The following is an 18,425-nucleotide window of genomic DNA, read 5'->3' as shown; positions in this document are numbered from 1 at the left end:
TTCCGGAAAGCGGCAGAAAAACAGCCGTCTTTGACGGATACATCAGACAAATATGCCGAAGCAAACGGTTAGATTCGGCAAAACCGACTGAAACTTTAGGAAAGATTCGAATATTTTTTAGGGTTAACCCTCAGTTTCTCGCGGTGCTTTCCAACGGCCGCATTGTCTGCGGTGGCAATTCGCTGGATGGCATGCCATGCGGCCGCTACGTTTATCGGAATCGCTGTGCTCGCAGCATGCCGCGCACGCTTGTCCCTTAGCCACTGGCGCAAGTCGGCGCGGCGTACGATGTTGACGGGCAGTTCCGGCGATAGGACACAACTGTCGCTGGCGAATACGCCCGCGCCTTCTATGGACCACACCGGCGGCAATATCCCGCGCAGGAACGCAAGTTTCGAGCGGTTCTGACTGAGCGGGGACTTGCGCGCCTGCGGCTCACCATCGGCGCCGATACGTATCAACACATCTGCACTCGGTCCTGGCTTGATCGGACCCGTCCAGTTCTTCGTCTCGAAGACGAAAATCCCGAAGGGCGTGATTGCAAGATGATCGATCTCGGCGGTGGGAAACGCTGTGCCGGGCGCATGGTTGAGCAGGAGAGGGCCGCAGTGCAGGTAGAAATTCCGGCCGCAAAGCCAGGTGAGGATCTCCACCAACTCGGCCTGAACGCGCGCCTCGCCTTCGTCGCCACTGCGGTCGTTGCGCATTTTCGGGAGGGGCGACTCCTTGCTGGCGCGTTGGTTGCGTGCACGTAAGGTCCGCCATGCAAGAAAGGCAACCGCGGCCAGAATCCACAGGCTTGTACTCATGAGTCACTCCAAATATCAGACGATGAGTCAAGCTTGCCAGGAGAATGACAAAGTCAAGCGTCCGCTTCCGAGGGGCGGAGCTTCCCACGCCTTCACACTGCAGCCCAGAAAGCTCCAGTTTTTCTGGAGCTTTCCGGGTTAAGACCGTGAGCCGGCTCGTCCCTAGGTCCGACGATGGTGGGCGGCGAAAAGGCGTAAGCCGCATGAAGTTCGTGAGCATTCCGGGCTCCCAGTAACGCCGGGACCGGTAACCTCGGTCTATCTCCCGCGTCGGCTCGACGCATCGAAAGTAGCGTGCAGGTTCTCGCGCGCCTATCCCTTACCTTCTCCGCCCGACGTGACAACACGCCAGCCCTTCCGTGCGCGCCCTCCACAAGACCGGGCGCGGACGAAAGCGCATGGCGCCGAGTTTCCTTGCTCGTTGAGCATCGAAACCCCCGGACGTTGTCCGGACATTCCCTTGTGAATTTTTCTGGAGAGAAAAATGCTGAAAGTTCTGTTTAGAAACGCTATCACCTCGCCTGGCAAGCTGGTCGCCCTGTGCTTCGTCGTGTATTTCGCGACGATCTCTTTTGTCGTCGCGGGATTCCTTCTTCTGCTCAGCGCACGCTGGGTGATCGTGGAGATGAAGAAAAAGGCGAAGGCAATCGAAGCAGCGGAAGCCGAAGCTGAGGCTGCACGTGCAGAAGCGCAAAAGCTTGCATCCCGTCAGATGGCAGCAAGCGGAAGCGTCGAGAACGTAACCGCTCCGGCCGCAGCGAATGACAGCGTTGCGGCACCTGCGCCGGCAAAGCAATACGCCAAGTCGGCCGTCGTCATTCCTTTCAAGACCGGTACCCAGTAAGTCGGGTCACCGCAAGAACCTACCGTCACCTCGGCCTTCCGCCCTGGTGACGGCACCTTACCCCGCCGGGAATCCCATTCCCGGTCATGGGACATGAGATTGCCGGCATCACCGGAGCAATCTCATGGAAATGCATGTGGCTGCCTGGCAGCTCGACATGTTCGGCGAGTCATCGCCGGTTGTCGTTATCCCTCCCAAGCCTGAGCCTTTGCCTGACCCCCATCTGTGGGCCGACGCGGTCCGCGAAAAGATGATCGATGCGCTGATCTCTCTCGCGAGCGACAGCCGCCGCGGCGACAGCATGCCGGAGTCGCTGATGGATTGCGCGGCGCTGCTTTCCGAGCGGCTTCGCAATCGCAAGATCGACATCGACGACTATCACGCAACCCTCGGATGGATCATGGGTTACTGGCAGGGCGCCTTGCCCTATGTCTATGTGTGCAAGGTCAACGGCGTTGACCCCGAGACAATGCAGGACGTGATCCTGACCACGCCGCTGCTCGAGCGTGATCTTCGCGAACTGCGCCGCATGTGCTTCGGCACCCTGCTATAGGAGGCATCGTGCGAAACACTGCGACACTCTTCACCCGCGTCCTCGCGGACCTCTTCCCCGGCAAATCTGCCACTCACCCTCCGCACCAGCAGTCATCAGCAGACTCATCCGCGTCGCCAATGACTTCGACGGCATCCGTTGCTCCCGCTCCCGAAAACAGTTCAGCGCCAAAAGTCGTGGGGCAGGGCGCCGAGAATGAAACGGTAGTAACGATCGGTGACACGCCGCATCTGTTCGTCGACGAAGGAGATCACATCGTCCAGTTCGTGCCGGCCTTTGACGACCACACGGAAGAGACCGAGTTCGGCCTGAAGATCGTGCCTGACCTCGAGCCTCACTGGTCGAAGTTGACCATCCATCGTTGCCCGCTCAAGGCTGCGATCGCTTCCGCCATACGCGAAGGAAACAACGCTGTCATGGCCGCCTCTCCGGCTGCAGCGCCTGATGCGTCCCGCAAGGAAGCGCAACCGCCGCAGCAGGAAGAAGCAGAACGTTTCGATGCCGGCGATGTTGGTACGGTCCGCCAGCGTCGCGAACAGCCGGTTGACGCATCAACGGTGATTGGCCGGATCGCGTCCTGGGGCGAAGAGAAGTTTCCCGACCGGAAGAAGCCCGGGCGGTTCTACAAGTCGTTTGCTATCCATATCGACACTTCGTCCGGCGAGCGGACGCTGCAGGGCGAGGGCCTGAAGGAGGCCATAGCTGAATGCAGGTGTGTCGTCGGTGATGTTGTGTCTGTCAGGCGCCTACGCAAGATCAAGGTTCCGGCAATCAGGGCTGATGGCTCCGCAATGGTCAAGGATGGCAAGCCGGTCATGTGGGACAAATGGCTTTGGTCAATTACTAAATAGAGGTAAATGAAATGGCATCTGTAAACAAGGTGATCCTCGTCGGCAACCTCGGCGCTGATCCTGAAGTGCGCTATCTGCCCAGCGGGGACGCTGTGGCTAATATCCGACTCGCGACCACTGACCGCTACAAGGACAAGGCGTCGGGCGAAATGAAGGAAGCAACGGAATGGCATCGTGTTTCCTTCTTTGGACGGCTCGCCGAGATCGTTTCGGAATATCTGAAAAAGGGCTCGGCGGTTTATCTCGAAGGCCGTATTCGCACGCGCAAATGGCAGGCGCAGGACGGCACTGACCGTTACTCGACAGAGATCGTGGCCGAGCAGATGCAGATGCTTGGCGGTCGTCGCAGCGATGACGATGGCGATGGCGGCTTCGAGCAGCGAGCCAGCGGTCGCTCTCAACGAGCCGCGCCGGCGTCCCGGTCGAACGGATCGGCCGCAGCTGACAACGTCGGCTCCCGTGCTCATCCGCCCCAGCCTTCTCATGGTGGCGGAGGCGGTATGCGGGCACCGGCCGGAGGTGGTTTCGAGGACATGTCCGACGACATCCCCTTCGGCCCCGCCTACGCACGTGCGGCGTGGTCTGTCATCTGATCCCGTAAAGGCTCACCAGTCTTTCATTCGCTCCCGTATCTCCTCACCTTCGCAACGGCACACCCTCGGGTGTGTCGTGCGACGGATCTTCCGCCTGGCTGTTTGCGCCAACTCCCTTTGTCAGATAGCACGTCTGCTGAAAAAAGCCGCCCGCTCCCGCGCGGACCGCTTTTTTGAGCACGCGTTTTTACGCCTGTCTCAGGCACCGACCCAACCCACTCACTTCAAGGAGAGTGACTCATGACTGTAAGAGGCAAAGAGCTGTCGCCCGAGCAGTACGCGTGGCTTCAGCGGAAGCTCGCTGGCTTCGAGCGTTCCCCGGAGCAATGGATTTCGCTCCTTGTGAGCTATGGCGTGCCTGCAGACCGTCTCACCGGCGACGCATGCGCTTGCCCTGTATGTGGCGGAGACGATCGCTTCACCTACGACAACAAGCGTGGGCGTGGCGATTGGGTATGCCGTAAATGCGATAACGGAAGGGCCATGGCAGGTGATGGCCTCCAGTTGATCACCCGCCTGAACAGCATCGGGCTATATCGGCTGATGCGTCAACTGGACGGGGGACCTGCACCGCGTGCGCTCACCGGCGCTCCAGTGGCCAAGGCACCCCGGCCGAAACGCAAGCCGGACGCGACCTTTATCGCAAACCGCCTCAGTTCGATGTGGGATTCAGCAAAGCCCGTGTCGAGTGGCGATCTCGCGATGCGTTACCTCGGCGCACGTGTACCGGGATTGCGGATGGCATCATCGCCGGCATTGCGGCTTGGCATGCTCGAGTACCGGCATGAGAAGAAGCCTATCGGCAGCTGGCCGGGCATCCTCGCCCGCTTCGAATTGCCCGATGGCCGGCTTGGTACGTTGCACCGAACCTTTCTGGAGCGGTCTACACCAGCTAAAGCGCGGATCGTGTCGGCCGACGGCGAGATTCTCGACAACAAGCTGAACGACATGACGCTCAATCCGCTCCGGGGTGGCGCCGTGCGACTGATGGAGCCTGTAGACGGCGAAATCGGGGTGGCTGAGGGACTGGAGACGGCCTGTGCTGCATATATGGAGTCCGGTGTCCCAATGTGGTACTGCCTGAATATCGGACTGCTACGTCAGTTTGTGGTGCCGGACGGATTGGGTATCCGCGTTGTCCATATTTTCGTCGACTTTGACGACATCGACCCGAAGACGGGAAAGTCGATAGGTGTTGCAGGTGGGCTCGAACTCGCGAAGCGCCTCAAGACAGAGGGTTTTACTGTCTTTGTGCATCGTCCTCGCGTTCGAGGAACCGATTTCACCGACCAATGGTGTGCGCGTCTCGCCAATGTTGTTCTGGCGGACATATCTCGCGCGTCGAGATCCGATACACAACGCCTCGCTGCCGTCTGACGAGCATCGATCTTCAATCGCGGCTTCGGCCGTATTTCTTCAGTTCCGCCCGGTGGGGATATTCTCCCCATCGGGGAGTGTCTCGTCGGGCCAATTTCTTTGGAGTGGAAAATGGCTTCGTTCCAGGTTCTCGTGGGTGGGTTTGCAATCGTCGCAACGAACGGCGCAGAAGGTGGCCGCCAGCGCGTGGGCAAGTCGGAGGCGGTCGCGTTTGATGTGATCGACCGCAAGAATCGCGGCAACGTGCAATACGCATGTCGTGATCAGTCTTTTTTCGATGCGTGGGACTTTTGCGCACGCCGTCTTCTTGTTACCGCGGCCCCCGGGTCGCACTGATCATGTAAAGCAAAGCGGCTCCACCAGGTATGGTGGAGCCGCTTTTTTTTCTTCATCGCAAGCATTCATTTCATGATCGCGATGCACACAACTACAAGATAAAAGAAGGGTTTCCAGAGCCGCCAGAGCTCGGTTGACCACAAGGCGCCCACACCGCCCGCGATAAGAATCAGGGCGCAGAAGTCGGTGTTGACATGCAGGTTCACCAGCCCCGCGCCAACGATCCAGACGAAGACCGAGAGTGCGAAGATGATCGCGCGGCGCGCCAGAAAAGAAAGAGCGGTGAACTTCCTGTAGTACGGTACCAGCAGGTCGATAGCATCCATCACTTACCGTCCTTGTTCCGGTTTGCATACCACGCTGCGACGTCGCCGCTGTACCAGCCCGCGACACACGCTGCAGCGACCGTGGCGATCAGCAGCCATGAGCGTGGCTCGCTCAGTGGCAGACCGTTGTGCAGAATTTCCATCAGTTCAAGCATAACTCCTCCTCATCACTGTGTTGCACCGGTGCGCGGCGCGGCGCGCCGCGTGTCCCGATGTCATGACCTATCTTCGCATCCCGGCAGAGAAGTCAAGGCGCGCTCAGCCGAATGCACCGAACGCCTCGCCGATTCCGTGGACGTCGTAAGCATGAGCTTCGCTACTTTCGTCGGGCACCGACGGAGGCGTGGACTCTGAGCTCAAAGCTGTGCCTGTCTCAACGCTGGGCCGCGTGTCCCGTTGACGTTGCGGCTCCGCTGGAATTCCGTCGCGGGACGAAATGGCCGCTGACGTCGCCACCGGATAGGTCGATTTGCCCATCGAAGCGACGCTTTCCCGCAAGGCGGCTTCCGCGAGAGACCGAAGAAGCGCCGCGCGCTCCCGGTATGAGCTGGCCTGACTCAACCGGGCGTGCAGGAGAGGCGTAGTCACCGCGTCGATGACCAGCTTCATGTCGAACTTGCCGTTCATGCTTTCGCGGCTGCGCGCTCGCGGGCGAGGCCTGCTTCGCCAACAATGAGGAAGCCCTTCGCGTTGGCGGTGCAAGGCCCATCGACCATCTCAATTGGCACGCGCGGGAAGCCCTTTCGTATTGCGGGCGCGTACAGCGAAGCGCCCCCGCCTGACAGCACGATCGAACGCGCACTGGACAACGAGCCAACCTTGCTCTTGATTTCTTCGACCACACCGTTGATGAGGGGCTGCGACTTTTGAAGATACGGGTCGAGATCAATGGGCTGGCCGAAAAGGTAATACGGCGTTTTCTCGCGCAGTGCCTTGTCGATAAGCTCGATCTCCTCCACCTTGTCGTCCTGATCCTTGCCGATGAGATCTGCGATGCGTTGATAGACGTGCGAAGCGCCGCCTGGCATACCATTGCTGCGCTTATCGTCCATAGTGAAGCCGGTGGCGTAGACCCAGTCCGTCGTGAAATAGCCAACGTCGACGACCAGGTGCGCATGGTCGCGGCCGAACTCGCTTTGACGGTTCGCTGATGCCGCTACGAGAGAGCCGAGCGGCTGCGGGATTACCACGACCTTGTCGATCGTCACCTCACCGGGGCCGTAATCGAAGGTCCCGGTGAACTGGTCACGCAACGCGCCAGAATATTTACTCATAGTGTGCACAGGCAACCCTAGCAGCAGCCGTTCGACATGAGTTACGCCCGCGAATTTGATTGCGCCAAAGAGCAGGGCGTCATAGTTATTCGAAGCGACGAAATCGTTCGAAAGCGTGCGGCCCGTGTTGCCATAGGCGGCTGAGAGAGATACGTCGGGGCCGACCTCGTATTCGATCTCATCGATCACGATCGTAGCAACGTTGCGCGCGGTGAGCATGCGATCGTCTTGTCGCGAAAGCGCGTGGCTTGCGGCGAGCGGTGCGAGTGAGGGAAACATACCGGTAGCGATGGTGCCGCTTGCAGCGCGGTAAGCGTATTTGGTGTTGCCGTAGCCGACGTCGATTGCGAAGACGGAAGTTTTCAAAATGACTCCATTCAGTAGGTGGTCCACGCGTCGAAGTGATAGATAGCTGACAGATCAGTGCCAGCGGGTTCGCCTTCGGCGCAAGGGGCCGGCGATCTATCAGATAACTGATACTTAAGTGTCAGTTCGCAGCGATGCGCCGGGACTATCGATAGAACCGACACTTTTCTATCAGTTCTGCCTGGTTTCCAGTCTATCCAGAGGCTGGCGAAGTCAAGTCGGCGAAAGCCGACTGGTTCCGCCCAGCTTTTGACGGAGAAGTTGCGACGTTCCGGGTCTATGCTAGGCACACCTACCGCGTCCCTGACGCATCGAAAAAGAGTGCGAGGCACTCGCTCGTCCATACACCCAGGCCCGCAACGGGCCATAAAACACCAGACTGACCGGGTCGCACACTGATGCGGCCTTTTTCTGAATCAGATCAAGTCCATAGTGGTCCACGTTGAGGACCCCTGGACAGTGCGATATCCATACGATTGGCGGCGGTTTGCCGCGTTGTGACGCGTTGAGGACATGTGGAGAGACCGGACACCGGACACTTCCACGTCTCAGCGACGTCTGAACACGCCCTTACAGCTACGGCTGGGTGCGCTCACGAAACCCGATACACCGCGGTGGAGATGAGTGACTTGGGGGCGGGGGAAGCCTTGCGGACCGGCAAAGACCGGATCACCGCGATTCCCTGACGGAAGAAGAAACGGCGTACCGCGGCCGTACAAGAACGCGTAACGGGATTTGCCCGGCAGGAGCACAAGGCTGAACACGCCCCGGTGCTGGCCAAGGGTAGCCACGAAGCTGCACACCGCGGAGCGATCCGCAAAGCGCAAGCGCCGACAGGCGCCGCGCGAAACGTCAGAGGTGGATTGCGCGAAGCGCTATTCATGCTGGCAGGCAGCAGGTTGGACGGTCGGACGCATGCTCTTCCCATGTGTCTGGTCGATCGGATGGAATCGCTAAAGGATTGGAAGGCAGGACCCCGCGCCGGGGATACGGCGCAGCCGCCGAGAGGGCGGGAAAAGAAGAGCAAGCCCGTGCGGGCGGATGACAGCATCAGGTAGGGATGCTGCGACCATCGGGTCACCTAACTTTACGAAGATGCAGCGCGGCAGCGTTGCAAAGGATTTCGGATGGCGGCAATTCTCAACGTAAGGGCAATCGTCAACAGCTATGGTTTTGGTCCCGAACTCCGGGATGCGTTGCTCAAGCTTTTTGATGAGAACGTGGCACGCGTTCATAGCACCACGCGCATAAGCGGCCGCGCGTTGTCGATCAAGACGCAGGAATATCGCGTCGCCAAACTCTGCAAGGCTTTCAGGGAACTACTGGACGGCGGCTTTTTCCTGCGGACGCCCTGGTCTCTCAAACACAAGCATGTAGCGTTTCTTGTGAGTTCGTGGGTCGCGGCCGGACAGACTGGCGGCACCATTGAAAACAAGCTGACCTATCTTCGCGCGCTAGCGCAATGGATGGGCAAGACGAATCTGGTCGGCTCGCTTGACGACTATGCGGACCGCGATGCTCTCGGTCTCAAGCGAAGTTATGTGGCCACGGAGGACAAGTCATGGATAGCACATGGCGTCGACGCTGCGGCGAAGATCGAGCAGATTGCGCAAACGTGCCCGCATACGGCTGTCCAGCTTAAGTTGCAGGCGGCATTTGGCTTGCGCATCGAGGAGAGTTTCATGCTTAGGCCAGCTGAGGCTGCGCGCAATCCACGGTTGCTTGCTGTGACGCGCGGCACGAAGGGCGGCCGGCCGCGCGAGGTGCCGATAGAGACGAAAATCGGAATCCTGGAAGAAGCGGCGACGCTCAGCAACGGGCTGACGGGCTCGACAGTGCCGGCCGACAGGACCCTACGCCAATGGCGAGACTGGTATTACTACGTTCTCGAGAAACATGGCATCACCAAGCGGGGGATGGGGATAACGAGTCACGGCTTGCGCCATGAGTATCTGCAGACGCTTTATAAAGAGACCACTGGTGTGCCGGCGGCGATTAAAGGCTTGGATGCGAGACCAGATCCGAAACTGCACGAGGAGGCGATGCGGAGGGTTGTCGAAGCCGCGGGGCATAGCCGCGTAACAAAAGCGAACGCGTACCTGTCCACTTTCGCGAAGCAGGACCGGCTGCAGAAGAAGCTGCCATCAGTGGACGAGGTGCGCTCGGCGCTGGTGAAAACCGACGGAAACAAGAGTCATGCGGCGGCCGCTTTGGGCATCTCCAGGCAAGCGCTGTATCGCATTCTGGGGGCGCATGCTGCTCTCGCGGTGGCCGATTCCCAACGCCACGAATGACACCCGAAAGAGGGCTTCATACGCCCTCCGGGTGCGGCGGTGGAACAGGCACAATAAATCATCTCTCTGGTTCTGGTAGCGGGCCCCCCCGGGAACGCCAGAACCATTTTCAAAGCCGGCTCTTGCAGCCGGCTCTTTTTTTGCCGTCCACGGAGTTCGCGTGCTATCAAGCGATCAGTAACGGGAGAGAGATTGCGCGGGCCCGACACCGCTGCCGCTTGATGCTAAAGAATCGGCGCCGATTTGCCGTAATCCGGGGCACCAGGTAGCTGATCCCTACCCGGTGTGTGTTTAAAGGTCTTGGGCCAACGCCTGTTACTGGGCGTTGGCTTTTTTTTTATGGCTCGCCTTGAAATAGTCGCCCTTGACCAGAGCCGCGGCATCCGGGCATATGCGCTACCAGCGGTCGCGGTCTGGCATGCCGTCAACCGCAAGTGCGATCCGGTCTTCAAACAGGCAATCGTCGTGTTCCGGTGGCGTTGGGATCTTCGGGAACTGGACGTAGCGCTCGCCGTCGATATCAAGCCATTTCGCAAGCTGGACAAGCTTGCGGTATCGGGCGGCGTCCTGCAAAACCGGGTCTATGGGCCAGCTCTCGATCGTTGAAACGCTGGCGTCGACCAGCCGTTGTGCGAGCATCGCGAAGATGGGGCCGCGCGTCTCCCAGTCTTCAGTATTGCGGGCAAGCATGTCGATGACCATCTGCATGTCGCACGCACCCAGTTCCTTCTCAATCAGATCGCGCAGGTCGCCTTCCGTGACTTTCGGTCGCGCGAGGCGCCTGTTCCAGATCCGCGCTGCCTCGTCCAGGGCAGCGGATTCGTCCGAGCCTATCGGTATCCAGGGCGTCGACATTCCGCAATCGGCGCAGTGAATGCACGCGAGCTTCTCGGTTTGGGGGGCGAATGGGGGCCGCGGTGTGACGTCTCCGATTTTGGGCGGTCCGGCCTCGCGGCCAAACTGTCCATAGTGGAAGCCGGGCTGGCCAATCTCGGCGACGACACGTTGGGAGAATCCAATCGTGCCGCGGCCACCGCAGTGGTCGCAGGGGTAGAGCTGTTCGTACATTTTGGGGGCGCGTCGGTGTTTGGCTTGAATTATCGTTGTACACCGCGCGCGAGAGAAGCCGAATTTACATTTGGAAAGGACCTTTCCCGGCGGCGGCGCTGATATCTGGGAAGTCGTCGTGCAGGCGGCCGTCGAGATGACGACCGGCGGCCTTTTTTCCGATCCTGTCCATCGTCTGACGAAATGCGTTCGGCCCCAATAAATTCCAGCCGCCGTTGTAATCGAAGAATCCGCTGGCAATATTGCGCCGGTCCCGATCGATCAGGTCGTTGCCCGCGCAACTATTTCCCGGTGCCCACTCGCCCCATTGTTTGAAGTGAAAGGCGACGCCGGCGTTGTCACACTGATCACGCAGGGAGCGTGCCCAGGACGGATGCATCGGGCGCGCTCCGCGGCCGCTCTCTCCGCCAACGAAAACGCCGTCAATCATCGGTGGCGCCTGCAATTGCCCCGGCTTACCCCACGGCCCTATCCAGTCGTAGAGGCTTACTTCTCCGAGCAGCGGCTCCATCGATAGAAACCGGACGCTGGCAGGCGCGTCTATGAGTTTGGGAATGTCGCGGTCTGCTTCGTCCTGGTTGACAATCGTCGCGCCGAGCCACACGTTCTCAGGCGTCCCATCGGGAAACATCGCTTTCAGCATAGGCCCTGCGTTGCCGATACGCTTGGTCAGCAGTAACCATATGAGATGGGGAGTACTCCGGATGAGTTCGGCGAAACGTTGACGTTCGCCTTCCGGTGCGGCATTGTCAAACGGGTCGCAAACGCTCGGGAAAACCTTCCTGTGACGGCCGGTTCTGGCGGCGTCGGCGTTCCATCGAAGCGGTTTTTTCCAGTGCGTCTCGCTGTAAGTCCGTCGCGGTGCGCCGGGGCCCCAGTTGCTTCCGCTACGCAGCCATCGGTTCATCGACTCGGCGTAGCAGTGATCGCAGCCCGGGCCTACCTTCTGGCAGCCCTCCCATGGACTCCACGTGCTGTCGGTCCATTCAATCGCGGTGCTGGTTCCCATATCCGGTTATCCTCAGGCCGTTTCGAATTCCAGACGTGAAGCTGCGAGCGTGCCGCAGCGCCGGGCGCGTGCTTCGAGACCATCAAGCCATCTCAGATAAGCCTCGTCGTTCGCAGCGTCGTGAAGGGAGGGAGCGATCATATGGTCCAGTGCGCCCGCGGTGACGTTTATTCTGGCAAGCGTCCGTTCGTCAGGAACAATCCAGAAATACCAGCGCTGGACGAAATACCACCACGTCTTTGCCCGTTCAAGTTCGGCCCATGTGGCCGAGAAATCGAGCACCGATCCGACGGCGCTGAAGAAGACGCAGCGTACGCCATCCCCGTGCAGAGAGGCCACGACCACCTGCCGACCACTGGAAATGGATTGCGGATCATGCGATGCACAACCAAGCGCCGGAAATCGCGCGACCCAGTCCAGTGAGCGCGAGGTTGCGCGGTCCAGAAAAAACGACTTGCCTTGCATACGAACTCCGATGTTATGTCGCCCGCTCAGGGGCGGGTATGAAGTGAGTGTGCGCGCTTCATTGGGAAGTCAAGTGAGCGGGGCACGCTGTTGCCGCTACCGGTCTTTGCTTGCCGGCGGGAGCCTGACGGCTTCCAGCACCTCGCGATCGACGTTCCATTCGACGACCGGGATCTGCCGTGCCGATCGCAGTGCGCGTTTCTGTTCCTTGCGAGCTTCGTATTGCTCGACACCGTTCATTCCGTAAACCTCGACGTGAGTGTCGGTGGGCGTGTCACGCAACACGAAATCGGGCAGCATGTCGTCGCCGTCGTTCAGACGAACCGGTTTCTGAAAATCCCGGCCCTCCGCGACCAACCGGTTTGCCATGGCAACTTCGGGCATGGAGTCGCATGGCAGGAAAGCGCGGGAGCACAGCATGGCCGCCAGATCGACGAGCTTCAGGTGCCCCTTTGGTGTGCGCTCAACGAGAAGGAGGGCAATGACCCGCGCAGCGCGATCGCCGAGCGCACGCCATGTGTGCGGATACGTCCGCGCCGCGTGATCGATCAGGGTTGTGCTGGCGTAGTACTTACGTGCGCTTTGTCGGAGGCTCGATGAGTGCCCATACTGAGTGCGCGAAACTTCGTTGATCTCGCCGATGACCAGTCCTCGTTTCGTCCTCCCATTGTTGGCGTCCAAGCGACTGATAAAGGCGTCGAATTCAGCGTTGATTGCCGCCCGATCGGCTTCGTCATACCGGCGCATGATGTGCAGAACGTCCTGCGCGTTGGCGCCATTGATGAGCGCGGTGCCGATCTCGGCGAGGAGCTGAGCATTGCATTGCCCCCAATGGCGGGACGTCGCGGTCCCTGACCACTGGTTGAGGCCAGCTTCAGCCCATAGCGTCTGCAGGAATGCGAGCAGGCTGGCCGAGCGACGGTTCGTGCGGTTGGACGGCGTCGCCGGCGAGCCGCGTGACCCGGTCGTCGATTCACGCAGGGTAAGCGAGGCGTCGAGTTTGACATTCAGGCCGGTGGGCGTCGTGAGTATTGCTGCCTTCGCGTCCGAGCCACTCACCGGCCTGGGGACGTCGGGATCCTTGAAAAAAGAGCAGTCTCGCTGATGACGGTGGCCGTCGTCCGGCCACCCAGCCAGATGCAGCAGAGAGCCATAGCGTCTGATCACGAGCTGAAGCGGCGGGGAACAAGTCACGCATTCACAGGTAGCGTAGCCGGGTGTGACCTTGGCGCGTTCAAGACGCCTCACGTAGCGCGCCGGGTTTTCCTGGACGTCGGTCAGCGGGAATGTGCCGCCGTCGAAACTCACGTTGAACATAATGGACCGCCATAGAAAATGGCCGCAACCGCGGCCATGGCTTTGAAGGAATATGTGACCGGTCTACGTCACCGGTTGGAGCGGCTCTCATCGGAGGCGCGCAGATCTTCGGAGACAAGCTCCAGCCATCTGCTCGAGCCGTCGCGCGTGCTGCCCAATGTGAACGAGTGGTGGGCTTCTTCGGGCGGCTGGTACTCGCGGCCCGTAGATCTGTCCGTCAGAAACCACTTGCCGCTCGGCAGTCGGATCACGTGGCAGCCGGGGTAGCGCTGCTCCATTGCGAACTGTTCCCTGCGTTCGCGACGCGTGCGAACCTCTTCCTGAAGCGAGCGCAGTAGCCCGAGTCCCAGCAGGGTTGCTGCGACAACCGCGATAGCAGCCGATATAACAGCCGCCGGCATCCACGATGACCAGTGCAGGGCATCCCCCAGAGCGCTCAACGCGCGCCACGCGGCGGTCAGGAGCAGGATGCAACCGGCGATTGGCACGATGACGAATTCAATGAACATGGACGCCTCACGCTGGCTGGATACGACCGGCAGTGCGGGTCGCAGGAACGAAATGCAGCGTGCCGTCGCTGGGGCAATTGATCTTGCGTCGGATGCGGCGGTGAACGGCGTTGCGAAAGACGTTGGCCAGCCCGAGGTCAATGCCGAAGCTGAGGCTGCTTCCGATCACGAGCATGAACACAATCTGCGCGATATAGAGAATCTGAAGGGCCACTCGCGCGAGGTCTGCCGGTTGTAGACGGGCGATCATCGATGTCGCCGCCTGCAGGCTTGCGGGGGAAATCCAGGCCGAGACCACATACGCCCAGAAAAGCATCAGCGGCACCAATATGAGTGCGGCAAGCGTGCCGCGACCTGCGACCCCGACGATGTTCACGAACTGGGCCGCGTAGTTTCGCGGATCACGGAGTGCGTCGAGCTTCAGCGAAATGACGTCGATCGACGCGATCGTGCCGACCTGCGCACCGTTGATATAAACATCAAGAAACGCGTGGGCGTCTGTCGCGTTAAGGCTCGCGACGAGCTTGCGAATCGCGTGGCGCCGCGACATCTCAGCTAAGATGCCGGCGAGGACGGCAACAACAGCCGGTTCAATGACGCCATCTGCGCTGCAGATCGGCACAAGAAATGCAAAAACAAATGCTGAAACGGTCGCGGCGAATGCAGCGCTGCCGACTGGGTTCACAGGGTAGTTAGCGTTTGACATAGGGTATCCAGTGGTCTGTATCTGATTGGGCTTCAGTAAGGAACCGCACGCTCACACGATGACTTCAACGTCAGCGTCCGGCCCGCGCCAGAACGTGCCGTTGAGATCGTCTAGCACGACCACCATCCGGGTGATCGGGTCATGTCCGGTGACACAGCCTTCCCGGAGCCGCGCGTTCCCAGCCGGGTAACGCACGCGTTGCTTCGAGAGCCACGTGATCACCTTCGACTTGAATAAGGCCTGCTGCATCAGGTCGGGGCTTCACAATCACTTCGGCGTGCCAGGGTGCAGGTCATTCTCCCGCCGCATACGTCGGTTCTCATTGAGTCGTGCGCAGCGGATGCAGCGTCAGCTTGTACTGGTCCCGCAGAGCAATGGTGATGGAGTCTCCGGTCGTGACCTTTACCGTTTTACTGTCGCTCCAGCCGTGCCAAAGCGGACGCTGTGTAGCGAAGCCGACGTGCTGGATCGTCTGCATGCCGTCCAGCGTCTCGCGGTTGACCCATGCGGTCAGCGAGACTGTCTCGGGCGTTGCATCGTCCAGAGCAAGCTGAAGGGTGTTTCCGATATCGACCGTGTCGAGGTCGCACTTTGGCTCGTTAGTGACGAGAGCCGAGTCCGGGCGGCAGGACGCGACGTAGCTCACGCGCACATAGCTGGTCATCATCTGGACGGGATTGTGTCGTGACAGCGTTGTACGCCCCGTTTCTACTACCTGGCCGGTCGGGTCAGCCAGCCGGTACTCGAGCGTGTAGGTGTTCGACGCTGCGTCGGCGGCGACGGCGGCGCTTGCACCAGAAAAGAGGGCCGCGGTCATCGAACAGGCGAGCAATGTTTTGAGCATCTGGGGTTCTCCAATAAGTAAGCGTCGGGGCAATCGCGCCCATACCGATTCTGTTGCGGTGGCAGGGAAGTCAAGCGCCTGAAAGCGATAGGGATTTACGCGTCTTTGCGGCGCACGGCCGTCGCTTGCCGGTTTCCGTCTCCGGCTGAAAGCTATATGGTTTTCTGGAGCTTTTGCAGTTAAGACCGTGAGCCGGCTCACGGGGGCGGCGCTCCTGCCCGCGTTAGCCTTGGACTGTTAGCATCGCCCTATGGGCGGGACGAGAAGGGGTCGCAGGGCCATGTAATCCACAGGGTTATCAAACGAATCTGTGGATATCTTCGCCCCGATCCGTGCGCGAGTGCGGGCGAAAGCCACCCTAAAGTCGTGCTCATTCGAGCGTGCATGGCAGGCTCGCCCCGATACCATCGTTGCATCTCTCGCGTCTCTGACGCATCGACCACCCGCCAGCGACAAGCCGGCGGTCTTCATTTATCCCGACGGGCTCCACACCCGTTGCGGGCGTGCTCCCGTCCAATCGTTGGAGCTCGCATGAATCGTCAACGTCTCTTCTCTTTCGGACTGATGGTCTGGCAGACGCATGGTCTTTCTCATGACCAGCTGCTGCGGATCGTTAGCGCGAAAAAGCGCTACTCGCCACAGTTCCGCGCGGCAGCGCTTCGCCATCTGGTGGCTGCGGCTCCGGTGTCGATAACCGGCGGCCGTCCTTTCGCGGAGCGGCGCCGTCGCGTGCGCGCTCACTACCGCGTCTAGCCAGCAGTATTCACTCACCCAACGGGGCCGCCCCGTTGGGGATGCGCCCCGGATCACCTATGGAATCCGGCATGTACAACCACTTTATCCAGACCTTTATCGACGCCCAGACTGCTGCATGGCGTCATTACAGTGCGGTCGCAGCGACAGAAAAGCGCCTGTTTCGCGAAGGCCAAGACCCCGCCGTGCGCGTGCCGACTACCGCACAGGTGGTCGACGAGCTACGGCGTACGTATGAGACGCTGGCCACGCGAATTATCTGGAAAGCGCGCGAGCAATTTGCCTGCGACGGAAAGCGACCGTTAGTCGATCGCGCCGCGATTTTCAAGGCGGCCGGTTTCGATGTCGAGCGCTCGCTCGCGCTGGGCGAAGTTCCTGACTTCGACCTGCTGTGGACGGTGCTCGAAGCACAATTGGGCACTATCGGCGCGCCGGCAGGGGAACGCTGATGGGCCGCCAGCAGAGGAAGGAGCGTGCCGCTAGCAGTGGCGATCCGCACAAGGCTGCGATTATCAAGCTGATGCGCGAGTTCACACATTCGCACGATCCGTACACCGTGTTCGCGGATTTCGTTGAAGTAAGTGCGATCGCCATTAGCAGCAAGGTTGATCAGTCGCAGTTCGAAGCACGCGAGAAGCGTTACCTCGAAATCGTCGGTAAGTACAAGCGGGAAGAAGTCAACCGGTTCGCCGCGATGTTTGCGGAACTGCAAATGTGCTACAGGACCCGCATCGACGCCATTGGCGACCCGGGCTCAGGCCATGAGCCCGCCGGTGGGCTTGGAGACGTGCTCGGCGAGATTTTCATGGCGCTGGAACTCGGAAACGCTCGCGCGGGGCAGTTCTTCACCCCGTACAGCGTGTCATTGCTGATGGCGATGATGACGGTGGGCGATGGTGCATCGATCCGTGAGCGGGGCTTCGTTACCTTGCAGGAGCCAGCCTGCGGGTCGGCCGGCATGGTGGTGGCAACGGCACAGGCGATGCATCAGGCGGGCCTGAATTATCCCGAGACCCTCCATGCGACCTGCGTCGACATCGATCAACGGTGCGTGCACATGGCGTACGTCCAGCTGTCGTTGATGGGCATTCCCGCCGTGGTCGTGCACGGCAATGCGCTGTCGCTTGAGGTCTGGTCGGTGTGGTACACGCCAGCCCATATTTTCGTGGGCTGGGACAGGAAACTCAGGCGTGGCAGGCAGCAGTTGCCGGTTGAGCCCGGCGCGTCCCCCGCAAAGGATGCGGGATTGCAGGAATCCTGTATGGAGTCACCTGAGGCGGCGACGACAGGTGATGTCGAAACAGACCCAGGCTCTTGCCGGCAGCACGGTGGCCATCCCATCGCTTGTGAAGAGAGAGAAGCCGATCTCGCATTCGCGGTAGAGGAGGTAGCCGACAGTGGCGAGCCCTTGACGGTGGCGACGTCGCTGGCGGACCTCTTTGAGGAGGTGGCTCAGGAGCCGGAGGCAAAGCGCGCTGGGTTCACGATCTTCGACCGTATCGACCAGATGACATTGTTTTGATGGATCACTATTCTTTCACGGCGATCCGGGTGGCATCACCGGTTATGCGATGCATGCAGAAAGCCCGGTCTAGCGACCGGGCTTTTTTTTGTCCGTTGGAGGCCTAAGGCGATACGATTTCTGCACCTTTTCAGTCCAGTGACGCGCGTCACTGGCGGTATCGTTCAAATACTTACCGCGTCTCTGACGCATCGACCTGGCCGGCTTTACGCGGCTTCTCATCTTTGACCCCATCGGGAACCACTCCCGACCGGGGGCAGGTTCCCTCTCTGGAGAACCTGCAATGCAACAGCAACTTACTGCTCCCCTCAAGCGCATCAGAATCGGTCGTAACCCGCGCATATACTTCGATCCGAAGGCGCTCGCGGAACTGACTGAGTCGATCCGTCAGCACGGCGTGGACACACCGATCATCGTGCGTCCGGTCGTTGACGACAATTTCGACTATGAAGTGATCGCGGGCGGCCGCCGTTACCGCGGCGCCATGGAAGCCCACGGAGAAGACTTCGCGATGCCCATCGTTGTAAAGGACTGACCTTGCCCCCGAAAAACGAATCCCTTGCTGAGTGTGTAAACTCAAGCAAGGAGAAGAAACGATGACGGTCAAGG

General features: G+C 60.1%; 23 protein-coding genes. 10 read left to right on the top strand and 13 right to left on the bottom strand.

Going from position 1 to position 18,425, the window contains the following annotated elements:
• Positions 1-95: 95 nt before the first annotated feature.
• Positions 96-809, bottom strand: coding sequence for a nuclease-related domain-containing protein (locus tag AB6809_RS32595; protein ID WP_371028087.1), 714 nt, complete (start codon positions 807-809; stop codon positions 96-98).
• A 484-nt stretch (positions 810-1,293) separates the two neighbouring features.
• Here AB6809_RS32595 and AB6809_RS32590 point away from each other — a divergent pair, with 484 nt between their 5' ends.
• The 5 genes from AB6809_RS32590 to AB6809_RS32570 all read left to right on the top strand — a co-directional run bounded on the left by AB6809_RS32590 (position 1,294) and on the right by AB6809_RS32570 (position 5,027).
• Positions 1,294-1,653, top strand: coding sequence for a hypothetical protein (locus AB6809_RS32590; RefSeq protein WP_371028086.1), 360 nt, complete (start codon positions 1,294-1,296; stop codon positions 1,651-1,653).
• Positions 1,654-1,777: 124 nt separating this feature from the next.
• On the top strand, positions 1,778-2,206 hold the full coding sequence (locus AB6809_RS32585; protein ID WP_114158325.1) for a hypothetical protein: 429 nt from the start codon (positions 1,778-1,780) through the stop codon (positions 2,204-2,206).
• 119 nt (positions 2,207-2,325) lie between these two features.
• Positions 2,326-3,057, top strand: coding sequence for a hypothetical protein (locus AB6809_RS32580; RefSeq protein WP_371028085.1), 732 nt, complete (start codon positions 2,326-2,328; stop codon positions 3,055-3,057).
• Positions 3,058-3,068: 11 nt separating this feature from the next.
• A complete protein-coding gene (locus tag AB6809_RS32575; RefSeq protein ID WP_371028084.1) occupies positions 3,069-3,650 on the top strand; it encodes a single-stranded DNA-binding protein in 582 nt (193 codons plus the stop codon).
• Positions 3,651-3,890: 240 nt separating this feature from the next.
• Entirely contained in the window at positions 3,891-5,027 is a 1,137-nt protein-coding gene (locus AB6809_RS32570) for a primase-helicase zinc-binding domain-containing protein (protein WP_371028083.1), read from the top strand.
• Positions 5,028-5,428: 401 nt separating this feature from the next.
• Here AB6809_RS32570 and AB6809_RS32565 read toward each other — a convergent pair whose 3' ends face one another.
• The 4 genes from AB6809_RS32565 to AB6809_RS32550 form a co-directional block, all read right to left on the bottom strand.
• Complete coding sequence (locus AB6809_RS32565) at positions 5,429-5,689, bottom strand: hypothetical protein (RefSeq protein ID WP_371028082.1); 261 nt, start codon at positions 5,687-5,689, stop codon at positions 5,429-5,431.
• Positions 5,689-5,844 carry a hypothetical protein gene (locus AB6809_RS32560; protein ID WP_371028081.1) on the bottom strand — a complete coding sequence of 52 codons (156 nt, stop codon included), beginning with the start codon at positions 5,842-5,844 and terminating at the stop codon, positions 5,689-5,691. Before AB6809_RS32560 ends, AB6809_RS32565 begins: the two co-directional genes overlap by 1 nt.
• 103 nt (positions 5,845-5,947) lie before the next feature.
• On the bottom strand, positions 5,948-6,316 hold the full coding sequence (locus tag AB6809_RS32555) for a hypothetical protein (RefSeq protein ID WP_371028080.1): 369 nt from the start codon (positions 6,314-6,316) through the stop codon (positions 5,948-5,950).
• Positions 6,313-7,329 carry a PRTRC system protein D gene (locus AB6809_RS32550; protein ID WP_371028079.1) on the bottom strand — a complete coding sequence of 339 codons (1,017 nt, stop codon included), beginning with the start codon at positions 7,327-7,329 and terminating at the stop codon, positions 6,313-6,315. The genes AB6809_RS32555 and AB6809_RS32550 overlap by 4 nt, the downstream gene beginning before the upstream one ends.
• Before the next feature lie 1,127 nt (positions 7,330-8,456).
• Here AB6809_RS32550 and AB6809_RS32545 point away from each other — a divergent pair.
• Positions 8,457-9,623 (top strand): integrase domain-containing protein, encoded by a 1,167-nt coding sequence (locus AB6809_RS32545; protein WP_371028078.1) that lies wholly within the window; start codon positions 8,457-8,459, stop codon positions 9,621-9,623.
• A gap of 396 nt (positions 9,624-10,019) precedes the next feature.
• Here AB6809_RS32545 and AB6809_RS32540 read toward each other — a convergent pair whose 3' ends face one another.
• From AB6809_RS32540 to AB6809_RS32505, 8 genes are all read right to left on the bottom strand, one after another.
• Positions 10,020-10,691 (bottom strand): Lar family restriction alleviation protein, encoded by a 672-nt coding sequence (locus AB6809_RS32540; protein ID WP_371028077.1) that lies wholly within the window; start codon positions 10,689-10,691, stop codon positions 10,020-10,022.
• A 64-nt stretch (positions 10,692-10,755) separates the two neighbouring features.
• Positions 10,756-11,700 (bottom strand): phage Gp37/Gp68 family protein, encoded by a 945-nt coding sequence (locus AB6809_RS32535; RefSeq protein WP_371028076.1) that lies wholly within the window; start codon positions 11,698-11,700, stop codon positions 10,756-10,758.
• Between the two features lie 12 nt (positions 11,701-11,712).
• Complete coding sequence (locus AB6809_RS32530) at positions 11,713-12,165, bottom strand: hypothetical protein (protein ID WP_371028075.1); 453 nt, start codon at positions 12,163-12,165, stop codon at positions 11,713-11,715.
• 96 nt (positions 12,166-12,261) lie between these two features.
• Positions 12,262-13,482 carry a DUF1173 family protein gene (locus tag AB6809_RS32525; RefSeq protein ID WP_371028074.1) on the bottom strand — a complete coding sequence of 407 codons (1,221 nt, stop codon included), beginning with the start codon at positions 13,480-13,482 and terminating at the stop codon, positions 12,262-12,264.
• A gap of 68 nt (positions 13,483-13,550) precedes the next feature.
• The gene (locus AB6809_RS32520) at positions 13,551-13,991 is read right to left on the bottom strand and encodes a hypothetical protein (protein ID WP_371028073.1); all 441 of its coding nucleotides are present in this window, start codon (positions 13,989-13,991) and stop codon (positions 13,551-13,553) included.
• A gap of 7 nt (positions 13,992-13,998) precedes the next feature.
• Entirely contained in the window at positions 13,999-14,697 is a 699-nt protein-coding gene (locus AB6809_RS32515) for a hypothetical protein (RefSeq protein ID WP_371028072.1), read from the bottom strand.
• Between the two features lie 51 nt (positions 14,698-14,748).
• Entirely contained in the window at positions 14,749-14,946 is a 198-nt protein-coding gene (locus AB6809_RS32510) for a hypothetical protein (protein ID WP_371028071.1), read from the bottom strand.
• 70 nt (positions 14,947-15,016) lie between these two features.
• Positions 15,017-15,541, bottom strand: coding sequence for a hypothetical protein (locus AB6809_RS32505; protein WP_371028070.1), 525 nt, complete (start codon positions 15,539-15,541; stop codon positions 15,017-15,019).
• Between the two features lie 531 nt (positions 15,542-16,072).
• Between AB6809_RS32505 and AB6809_RS32500 the strand changes: the two genes are divergently transcribed.
• From AB6809_RS32500 to AB6809_RS32485, 4 genes are all read left to right on the top strand, one after another.
• On the top strand, positions 16,073-16,294 hold the full coding sequence (locus AB6809_RS32500; protein WP_027800296.1) for a hypothetical protein: 222 nt from the start codon (positions 16,073-16,075) through the stop codon (positions 16,292-16,294).
• Between the two features lie 59 nt (positions 16,295-16,353).
• Positions 16,354-16,743, top strand: a complete 390-nt coding sequence (locus AB6809_RS32495; RefSeq protein ID WP_371028069.1) for a hypothetical protein — start codon at positions 16,354-16,356, stop codon at positions 16,741-16,743.
• Positions 16,743-17,816, top strand: a complete 1,074-nt coding sequence (locus AB6809_RS32490) for an N-6 DNA methylase (protein WP_371028068.1) — start codon at positions 16,743-16,745, stop codon at positions 17,814-17,816. The genes AB6809_RS32495 and AB6809_RS32490 overlap by 1 nt, the downstream gene beginning before the upstream one ends.
• A 283-nt stretch (positions 17,817-18,099) precedes the next feature.
• Entirely contained in the window at positions 18,100-18,351 is a 252-nt protein-coding gene (locus tag AB6809_RS32485) for a ParB/RepB/Spo0J family partition protein (protein ID WP_371028067.1), read from the top strand.
• The last annotated feature ends 74 nt before the right edge of the window (positions 18,352-18,425 follow it).

The sequence above is a fragment of the Paraburkholderia sp. RCC_158 genome, assembly GCF_041355255.1.
Classification (GTDB): domain Bacteria; phylum Pseudomonadota; class Gammaproteobacteria; order Burkholderiales; family Burkholderiaceae; genus Paraburkholderia; species Paraburkholderia graminis.
Note: the sequence above shows the minus strand (reverse complement) of the source record. Positions and strands in the feature narration are given on the sequence as shown.